The following is a 10,230-nucleotide window of genomic DNA, read 5'->3' on the forward strand; positions in this document are numbered from 1 at the left end:
TGAGAACGGTTCAAAAGATTGTATTTATTTTTATTTCAGCAGGCTTAATTTAGCTTTGGTGTATAACAGCTAATCTTTTAACTTGCTTTATTAAAAAATGCAAGTAATGTCCACCTACATAAATTATCATAATAACGGCTAAAGACGTTTCAACTACGGCTAAAAGATCCATCAAAAGAAAAGATTGTCCTATTTCTTTAAAAAAATCACTCGCACTTTTAGCGGCAAAAGCAGAAATCGCTAAGGGGAAAGTAAAGGCCGCGTAACTAGGATAAAAAGGCAAACGAATCATTTTTACTACTTGGAAAATAATGAACCAATATAATATTTGTGATAAAATTAGTAAGCTAATTACTAAAAACAACTGCGGATCTGAAAATGCTTTTAAATATCCCGTTAACTCAAGCGACCCTGGAGCTGCGATAATTGTAACTAAAGGTAAGGTCGCCTCTGCCATCTTTTTAAATAAGAAAACCCGTTTAATAATTAACGGCAATAAAAGTAAGTAGAAAAATAGACCTACCCAAAAGTTTACTTGGCCAATTAGGGGGAAGAAATTCCCACTTGTAACCGAGATGACCCCGATTCCAACATAAACAATAAACCAGCTAGGATAAAGATGTTCGATTGTAACACTGGGCTTAATTAAAAAATGATACGTAAAATACGCCATCAAATAATAATGAACGATAATGGCAAGTAGCCATAAATATTTGATTACTGGTGCAATTATTTGTATTTGAAGTAAATAGGTACATAAAACCATTGTCCCCATCGTAAAGGTGGGGGCCACCGATGCAATAATCGGATCGGTCAAACTTGCATGCACATGGTGAAAAGTTAAACAAACTTTGAGTAAAACAGCACTAAATAACAGTCCAGCTATCACCCCAAAGCTATTACCAAGTAGAATGAATTGATAGTTTTTTAATACATTTCCAATTGTAGCTAGACCTAAAATCAAACCACAAATGGGAATGGGGATTGTTTTTAAAAAGTCTCGCACTTTTGTCCTCCTTATCGTTTTAAAAATTTGTTTACTTTCTCACTAGTGAGTACGTAGTTAGTATAGTGATTTTTTGACTAAAAGAAAAATAAATAGTATAAATACTTATTATTAGTTTTTTTTATTAAAACGGAGGTTCTCTGATGTTACATCTACTACACACCTTTGTTTCTGTCTACGAGACTAGAAATTTTACCCATACAGCAGAAGATTTATTTTTATCCCAACCAACGATTTCCGCTCAGATCAAAAAATTAGAAGAACATTTACAAGTAGACTTGTTCATTCGAAACGGCAAACAAGAAATCATTCCGACAAAAGAAGCCGTCTTTTTATATCCCCGCGCTTTGCAAATCATTGAAGAATGGGAAGATACGAGTCAGCGGCTCAAAAACCAAGAAAATTTTCGTTTACAATGTATTGTCGGATGCTCACACACCTGTGCGGTCTATTTTGTGCCCAAACTGCTCCCTCATTTGGTCAAACAATTTCCAAATGTTGATTTTTCCATTAAACTAATGAATTCCGAAGAAGTAGGCCAACAAATGGCACAAAATAAGGTAAGTATTGGTTTTATCGAAAAACCAGAACGAAACGAAGCAATTAACCAAACACCTATTTATGAAGATGAATTAGTTTTAGCTGGTGATGAAAAATCGCAATACTGGCTGTTAAGAGAAAACGAATCGGGCTTACGCTTTTATAATGAAATTTATTTACGCGAAAATAATTTGTTGCCAAACGTTATTTTTGTCGACAATAATGAAGCAATTTTAGCCTTGTTAAAAGAAGGTTTTGGTCGCTCTATCATCTCAAAATTAGCGATTAACTCTGATATTCCTTATCAAGAAATTCACGAGCATCACCTCCGCCATTTTTACCTTTTAACGCATAAAGCCGTATTTAAGGATGTTTTACGGGAAATTGCGGCTTTTATTGAAATCTTGGTGCCTCACTTACAGGAACGAAAAATATTTTAAAAAGTTAGTGATTGTGGCAAAAGCTGCTTTTATCACAATATTTATACGCAAAAAGGCGGTGTGACAAGATTTTTGTCACACCGCCTAACTTTTATTATTTCTGTCCTGATAAATAGACTTTCACTACATTTTCAGTTAATAATGCAATATTTTCCAGCGTAACTTTTTTCACCATCGCATCTTTTAACGTTATTGGTCGCGTTTGAATTGAGAAAACACCATCAAAATGATATTCGATTCCAGTGATATTTTCCGGACGTGCGCCACAAAAAGCTACGACAGGAAGTTGATGTTTGCGAGCTAAGCGCGCGACGCCTAAAGGAACTTTGCCTTGGGCTGTTTGCTCATCAAAGCGCCCTTCGCCAGTTATCACAAAATCACAACTCGCTAATTTATGATCTAAATCAAGTAATTGCGCAATTGTCGCAAAACCCGGTTGTAACTGCCCACCTGCTAATAAAATACTGCCACCAATTCCACCTGCTGCGCCACTACCTGAAAATTTATTCAGATCAATTTGTGATTGGAATTTTTTCCGCACAGCTTCAGCAGCAGCATCAAACTGGGCCAAGATTTTTTCAGTGCCACCTTTTTGCGCGCCAAAGCCATAAGAAAAGCCATTCACGCCAGTATAAGGATTCATTACATCTGTTAGTCCAATCAATTTTTTACCGTCTAAATTAGGAAATACAAGCTCAGCTAAATATTTTTCCTCTAATAGCAATGGATTTTTTGGCGGAATATCTTGCCCACAAAGTGCTGCAAGTAGGCCCAGTCCACCATCATTTACTCCACTGCCGCCTAAAGAAACAAATACTTGGGTTGCTTCTTTTATAGCCGCTAAAATCACTAATCCTAATCCATAGGAATGAGCAGCTTGGATTGTTTTTTCATTTGGAGTGATGCGCGTAAGACCAAGTATTTGCGCAGATTCAATAATTGCTGTTTTAACTTGATCAATTTCTGTTAGCCAGTAGTGTCCTTTTATTGGGCGACCTAATAAATCAATCGTATCCACTTCTCTTTTTTGACCAGTAAACGCTTTTGATAAAATCGCTAAAGTCCCTTCACCACCATCAGCAATGGGGACATTACAACTGCTAATTCCTAATTTTTTCAACGCCTGGCAAACTGCACCGTTTAATTCCTCTGAAGTTGCACTCCCTTTATATGAATCAATTGCCACACAAACTTTCATCCTCGCCACCTCCTCAAATTAAAACTTTTACTGCTCGTTTTATTTAATTGTAGAAAAAAGAACCGATTAAAGCAAAAATTTAATGGTTTGACTGCAACAAGCCTTCTCTAACTATAAAAAAATACGAAGAAAAGGTACTAACTCTTTTCTTCGTATTCAATAAAATTAGCTATTTTGTTAAAGGCCAAAAATCCGCAGCAGTTCCTTGTTCCATCCCCATTAAAAACTTCTGGCGTACATCAGGATAGCTTTTGGCAATATTTTCAACAAAACCCTTGATTTCTTCTCGTTTTGTTTTTTTATCAGCAGGACAAGGATTAAAAACAATTGGAAGTTCTTCTCTTTTCACAAAGCGAATAATCTCTTGTTCTGGTATATACAGCAACGGACGAATCAAGGTCACTTCTGTTTTTGTCAAATAACTTTTCGGTTCAAAACTATTTAACTTACCATGGAATAAAAAGTTCATAAAATAAGTTTCAATAGCGTCATCTAAATGATGTCCTAAAGCAACTTTATTACATCCAAGTTCTCTCGCTTTATTGTACAAAATTCCCCGCCGTAACTTGGCACATAAAGAACATGGGGACTGCTCTTTTCTAATATCAAATACCACTTCGGCAATATTTGTAGGCACAACCTCCAACTTGTAACCTAGATTTTGACATAAATTGTGGAGCGGTTGTAAATCAACTCCTTCAAAGCCCATATCTAAACTGATTGGTACTATTTCAAAAGAAAAGCCCAGCCGTTCTTGCTTGGCAATGGTATCTAAAAAATAAAGTAAACTACTACTATCTTTTCCCCCACTTAAACCAATTGCAACTTTATCACCTGGTTCAATCAAATTATGATTTAAAATAGCCCGACGAATGGGATTATAATAAAGTTGGTTGTCTTTTTTCTTAAAGCTCATAGTAACTCCTTATCATAAAAATAATTATTTAAAAAAATCCGTTTTTAAGCTATACTGCTTGCCTGCTAAGATGTCATATTGAATCAGACGATAATCTTCATAAGTCGTTTTAGCCGCTCCTGTTAATGTCAAATTCTTTTGCCACGTTCCTTGATTTAAATACATATTTTTTTCAAAAGCTGGCAAAGTATGTGCTAACTGTAGAAGCATCTCATAATAAGGGCTAAGTTTAAGTCCTGCTTGAGAGAATAGATTAGGCGCAAAATAAAACGGACTTGTAATCGCGTCATGTTGCTGACTATTCGCCAATTTTCCCGCTGAATCAAACATTAAAAACTGAGTTTCATGGAGGGTTGTGCCACTATTGGCTTTTTGAATGGCATCAGAATAAATCCCCGGTAAATGATCGCCCCAAAAAACAATCAATGTACGGCGAGGTAACTGCTTAACCGCCTCGGTAAAGTGCTGTAATGCAGCTGAACTATAAGCTACATCTTGTAAATAATTCGCAATCGCATTCGTATTCGCATTGTCATCAGCAGTTACGTTATAAGAAATATTATTGTACTTATCACCATAAGGCATATGTGTTTGCATCGTCACCAAATGCACAAATTGCGGTTTCTTATTGGCTTTTAAAAGATCCAAAATCTCATCATAAGCAGACTCATCAGAGATATAAGGATTATTTTCAATTTTATCACGATATTTCATTGTATCTTGATCAAGAAAACGATCAAATCCTAAAATATTATAAACGTCTTTTCGCTTATACATCGAAGTATCATAAGGATGAATGGCAGTAGTATCATAGCCTTGTTCTTTTGTTAGGGAAACAAGTGATGGTAAGCTCTTTAATTTTGGAACTAAAAGCGTATAAGGCGTTGTCATCTGGGCGTTTAATAGCTCCATACTAAAACTCGTCAACGCTTCAAATTCAATATTAGCTGTCCCGCCCCCATAATTTTGCGACAACATTTTGCCACTATAAGTATTGTTTGCGACCGCATAATAATCTGCCAACGGTTGCCCAGTATACTGAATTCCTTTTAAATGAGCGGGATCAGAAAAACTTTCTGACATGACATAAATGATGTTAGGCTTTTCTTTACTATCTGTTTCAGCATCGCCTTGATATTTTTTGACAACTGAGGCAACTTTTTCTGCCGAATAATCTTGTGGTTTTGTCATCGCTTCAACTCTTAAATTGTACAAAAAACCGCCGACAAAACCAACGTTATAATAGTTCATCTTCTGAGAGTATGGAATCCAAAGCGCTGTTTTGTTATACGCTTTACGCAATAAGTTATCATTAGAATTAAAATGGCTGGCATAAAGTAAAAAGAAGACACTCAGTAAAAAAATAATTCCTCGAAAGATTTGCTTTTTGGGCGCTAATTTACGACTGCGATAAATACTATATCCCAATGCTAATAGCGCTAATAAAAGGACAAAAAGGGCAAAAATGAAAAGTGGCCAACCCACCATATCTTTTAAAACACCAAGTTGTCCTAGCATTTTCAAATCATCAGGATAGATAGGTTCTTGGCGGGCAGTCATTTTTTGATAGTCAGCAAAACCTAATAAACCAATGGCCACGCTATAAAATAAGCCCCCAAATAAAAGCGATCCGGCAATAGCTGCAAAAACACCATAAACGGCCAATAAAACCAAACTACCTAAGAAAAATTTAGCTGTATGCCAGGAAAATGCAAACTTCAATGCTAAATCAAGCGATAAATCATTTTGACACCACTGCAAATATAAGTTACTCATTATAATCAGTAAAAAAACTGCTATCGCAGCAAAAACATATTTTAATTTTTTCATGAAGAAACCTTCTATTCCTTATTTTTGTTATTCTTTTCTCAATAGCTTTTATTGTAGCGGTTTGATTTGTAAGTGTAAAGAAGCTCCAAAAAATTTAAAAAAGGGCAAAAAAAAAGAGGATCCATACTGGTATCCTCTAGCCGTTGTTGACGGAGTCTTCCCCAAAACTCCACTTTTAGTATAAAATAAACTAAGTTATATAGCAAAAGTGACGGAAATATTTTAATTAAAAATTAATTTGCACCATCATAATTTTATTTTACTTCCAAAAGTCATCAAAAACGGTAATTGGTAAGTGACGTTTATGTTGTCCTTTTTCCCACCATGATTCAATTGTTTGCTGTGCTTTTTCAGAAACAGCCTTTCCTTCTAAATAGTCATCAATTTCATCATAGCTAACTCCCAATGCCACTTCATCTGCAACTAGGGGCTTGTCATCTTCTAAATCTGCCGTTGGTGTTTTTAAATACAAAGATTCAGGTGCACCTAGTTCTTTTAAAAGCTGTTTTCCTTGGCGTTTATTTAAGCGAAATAGCGGTAAAATATCTGCGCCACCATCACCAAATTTTGTGAAAAAACCCGTAATATTTTCAGCGGCATGATCTGTTCCAATGACCGCTCCATTATTAGCCCCAGCAATAGCATACTGGGTTATCATGCGTTGACGCGCCTTGATATTTCCTTTATTGAAATCTGAAATTGCCACACCAGCTTCCTCTAAAGCAGCAACTTGTCCATCCACAGCCTCCTTAATATTCACTACTAAAGAAACATCTGGCTTGATAAAAGCTAATGCTTTTTGAGCATCTGCTTCATCTGCTTGGGTGCCATATGGTAAACGCACTGCAATAAACTGGTAATTCTCACCTGTTTCTGCTCGCAATTCAGAAATAGCTAGTTGAGCCAAGCGTCCAGCCAAACTAGAATCTTGCCCCCCACTAATTCCCAGTACGAGAGATTTCAAAAATGAATTTCGTTTAAGATATGCTTTTAAAAAATCCACACTAACTCTAATTTCTGCTTTCGGATCAATAACTGGTTTTACTCCTAATTCGTTAATAATTTCTGTTTGTAAAGACATTAAAAACGTCCCTCCTCTTTGGTTACTGCTGCGACTGATTTACGCACTTTTTCCATGATTGCCATTTTGTGATTCCAGCAGTCAGTAGAAAGATCGACCGGATATTGTTGGGGATTCAAATCTCGTTTGTATTCATCCCATAAAGAATCTAGGCATTCATGAGCATAAGCTTTAATATGTGCTAAATCTGGTAAGTCATATACTAACTTACCTTCATAAAAAATTTCTTGTAAAACCGGACGGGCACTAAAATCACGAACAGTTTTATTAATAAAGGTGTGAACCGGATGAAACATAAAGATTTCCTCTTCTTCTCTTGGGTCCTCATCCCACAAAGTGATATAATCCCCTTCAGACTTCCCATCTTTGTTACGATTAATGCGCCACACTTGTTTTTTACCTGGCGTTGTAACTTTTTCGGCATTCGATGAAAGTTTTATTGTATCCACCATTTCACCATTATCATCTTCAATCGATACTAATTTATAAACAGCGCCTAATGCTGGTTGATCATAGGCGGTAATCAATTTGGTTCCTACACCCCAAACATCAATTTTAGCTTTTTGCATTTTTAGACTTAAGATAGTATTTTCATCCAAATCATTTGAAGCATAAACTTTTGCATTGGTAAAGCCGGCTTCATCTAATTGTTCGCGAACTTTTTTAGAGATATAAGCCATATCCCCTGAATCAATCCGAACACCCAAGAAATTAATTTTATCGCCCATTTCTTTGGCGACCTTAATCGCTGCGGGAACACCTAATTTTAACGTATCATAAGTATCAACTAAAAAGACACAGTCTCGATGGGTTTTAGCATAGGCCATAAATGCATCATAATCATTCCCATAAGATTGGACTAATGAATGAGCATGGGTACCACTGGCGGGAATACCAAAGATTTTACCCGCTCGAACATTACTAGTCGCATCTGCCCCCCCAATAAAAGCTGCTCTCGTGCCCCAAAAGGCAGCATCAACTTCTTGGGCACGTCTGGAACCAAATTCCAACAACGGATCATCACCAATAACTGATTTAATTCGGGCAGCCTTAGTTGCAATTAGAGTCTGGAAATTAACCATGTTTAATAAAGCTGTTTCAATTAATTGTGCTTGTGCTAGTGGGCCTTCAATTTGAACAATTGGTTCATTACTAAAAACCAAATCGCCTTCTAAAGCAGAACGCACCGTACAACTAAATTTTAACTCGGCTAAATAATCTAAGAATTCTTCCGGGTAGCCAGTTACGTCACGTAAATACGCAATATCGCTGTCTGTAAAACGTAAATTTTCTAAATAGCGAACAAAACGCTCCAAGCCTGCAAAAATTGCATAGCCTGTCTTAAAAGGCATCTCCCGAAAATAGCATTCAAAAACAGCATGTCGATCCGCACGCCCTAATTCCCAATATGTTTTCATCATATTCAGTTGATATAAATCTGTATGCAGCGTTAAGCTGTCGTCAGGATATAAATTTGGCATTTTTTAAACTCCTCAAGATATTTTATGCCTTTCATTATATCAAAAAAATAGTAAAAGATAGAAAAATCGCACTTTTTCTTTATGCGACAAAAAAAGTAAGCCAAACTTCGCTGACTTACTTTTATAATTAAAGAGATGATAGGATTTTCGTAAGAGTTAACTTTCAGCAACTTTTCTTTGTCCTAGTGTCCTAACCAATTTTTTCGCAACGTTAAGACAAAATTACAAGAAATTTGCACTAATCTTTTTTGGGGGTATATTCCACTAAAATAATATCTTTGTGCGGTTTAGAAAAAGTGCTGCCAGCTTCTTGCATTTTGTGTTTAATGTTGACATCAACATGGACAGCCCGACGGTCAACTTTTAAAAGGCGGTGAATAATAGTATCCACCTCTTCTTTTCGGATTTTTTTGCGATCATTAATTAAAATGAGGCGAATTTTGTCATACGTATCCGCATAAATCACTTGGGTGCGATCCGCTGCGTAAAGTTTATAATATTTCAAAGCAGTCTTACCAAAAATAAATTTGGTAATGTTAGGATAAAAATTTTCTAAATTTAAATTTCTATTAACTGGCGTTTCAATTATTTTCATAACATCGTTCCTTTCAAATAATTTTTATTACATATACCTATGGTTTTGTACGTTGCCACAAAAATAGTATAACATAAACGGTTTTTAACTTTTAAAAAGAAAGTTTGACTAAAACGAGAAAATTATGCTTTAAATTAGTTTAAATAACCAATAATTTTGCAATCGATTCTGTTTACATCCCTTCAAATAAAAGTGCTATAAAAAATGCAACATACCTGAAAAATTTTTTCTTTTTAATACTTGACTTTGACGTAACGTCAAAGCTTATGCTATCTATGAGAAAGAAAACGAAACGACTATACGAGGAGGCCTCTTGTATGTATACGATTAATGAATTAGCAAAGTTAGCCAATGTTTCGAGTCGAACATTGCGTTATTATGATCAAATTGGCTTGTTAAAAGCCAAGCGCAAACCAGACTCTGACTATCGATTTTATGATAATGATGCCGTCGATGCGTTACAACAAATCTTGTTTTTTAAAAGCTTTGGTTTTAGTTTGACTAAAATCAAAACGGCAATGAACTTATCACAATCAAAACGACTGGTGCTTTTAGAAGAACAATATCAGTTATTGTTACAACAACAAGCGCAACTAACTAAAACAATTCAGACACTTTCTCAAACATTAGTCTATTACCAAGGAGGAACTAAAATGAACGATAGTGAAAAATTTGCTGCTTTTAAAGCGGATAAAATTGCTGAAAACGAAGCGCAATTTGGTAAAGAAATTCGCGAAAAATACGGTGAAAAAGCCGTTCGTGCCGCCAATGATAAATGGTCCCATTTAACACCTAGTCAGTATGAACAATTACAAGAAACAGAAATCGCATTATTTGCTAATTTAAAAATTTTGGCGCAATCTGACCAAATTGACTTAGATAGTACGATAGCTCACCAAGTTTTTGACGCTCACAAAGCTTGGTTACAAGTTGCTGCTCCCTTTTATAATCAAAAGTATCATCGTGGTCTAGCGGATATGTACGTAGCAGATGAACGCTTTGCAGCCTACTATAATGATCGGGTAGAAGCGGATGTAGTAGATATTCTGCATGATATTATTTATCACTACACAAAAGAGTAAAAAATATTGGAAGATAATTCAATAACGGTACTACTTGATAAAAATCATAACCACCCTTCAA

General features: G+C 35.7%; 9 protein-coding genes. 2 read left to right on the forward strand and 7 right to left on the reverse strand.

Annotated elements, in window-relative coordinates; translation table 11 throughout:
• Positions 1-49: 49 nt before the first annotated feature.
• On the reverse strand, positions 50-1,006 hold the full coding sequence (locus RU96_RS10140) for a TDT family transporter (RefSeq protein WP_071865406.1): 957 nt from the start codon (positions 1,004-1,006) through the stop codon (positions 50-52).
• A gap of 143 nt (positions 1,007-1,149) precedes the next feature.
• Between RU96_RS10140 and RU96_RS10145 the strand changes: the two genes are divergently transcribed.
• Positions 1,150-1,986 carry a LysR family transcriptional regulator gene (locus RU96_RS10145; RefSeq protein ID WP_071865407.1) on the forward strand — a complete coding sequence of 279 codons (837 nt, stop codon included), beginning with the start codon at positions 1,150-1,152 and terminating at the stop codon, positions 1,984-1,986.
• A 94-nt stretch (positions 1,987-2,080) separates the two neighbouring features.
• On the opposite strand, the gene RU96_RS10150 is transcribed toward RU96_RS10145, so the two are convergent.
• The 6 genes from RU96_RS10150 to RU96_RS10175 all read right to left on the reverse strand — a co-directional run bounded on the left by RU96_RS10150 (position 2,081) and on the right by RU96_RS10175 (position 9,087).
• Positions 2,081-3,184 (reverse strand): glycerate kinase family protein, encoded by a 1,104-nt coding sequence (locus RU96_RS10150; protein ID WP_071865408.1) that lies wholly within the window; start codon positions 3,182-3,184, stop codon positions 2,081-2,083.
• 169 nt (positions 3,185-3,353) lie between these two features.
• Positions 3,354-4,100, reverse strand: coding sequence for a tRNA 2-thiocytidine biosynthesis TtcA family protein (locus RU96_RS10155; RefSeq protein ID WP_071865409.1), 747 nt, complete (start codon positions 4,098-4,100; stop codon positions 3,354-3,356).
• A gap of 24 nt (positions 4,101-4,124) precedes the next feature.
• Positions 4,125-5,930 carry an LTA synthase family protein gene (locus RU96_RS10160; RefSeq protein ID WP_071865410.1) on the reverse strand — a complete coding sequence of 602 codons (1,806 nt, stop codon included), beginning with the start codon at positions 5,928-5,930 and terminating at the stop codon, positions 4,125-4,127.
• Between the two features lie 259 nt (positions 5,931-6,189).
• Positions 6,190-7,011 carry an ammonia-dependent NAD(+) synthetase gene (gene nadE, locus RU96_RS10165; RefSeq protein ID WP_071865411.1) on the reverse strand — a complete coding sequence of 274 codons (822 nt, stop codon included), beginning with the start codon at positions 7,009-7,011 and terminating at the stop codon, positions 6,190-6,192.
• On the reverse strand, positions 7,011-8,492 hold the full coding sequence (locus RU96_RS10170) for a nicotinate phosphoribosyltransferase (protein ID WP_071865412.1): 1,482 nt from the start codon (positions 8,490-8,492) through the stop codon (positions 7,011-7,013). The genes nadE and RU96_RS10170 overlap by 1 nt, the downstream gene beginning before the upstream one ends.
• Positions 8,493-8,730: 238 nt before the next feature.
• Complete coding sequence (locus RU96_RS10175) at positions 8,731-9,087, reverse strand: DUF1827 family protein (protein ID WP_071865413.1); 357 nt, start codon at positions 9,085-9,087, stop codon at positions 8,731-8,733.
• Positions 9,088-9,404: 317 nt separating this feature from the next.
• On the opposite strand from RU96_RS10175, the gene RU96_RS10180 reads away from it, so the two are divergent.
• A complete protein-coding gene (locus RU96_RS10180; protein ID WP_071865414.1) occupies positions 9,405-10,169 on the forward strand; it encodes a MerR family transcriptional regulator in 765 nt (254 codons plus the stop codon).
• Positions 10,170-10,230: the final 61 nt, after the last annotated feature.

Origin of the sequence: Enterococcus canintestini (assembly GCF_001885735.1) — a bacterium.
Lineage (GTDB): Bacteria > Bacillota > Bacilli > Lactobacillales > Enterococcaceae > Enterococcus_C > Enterococcus_C canintestini.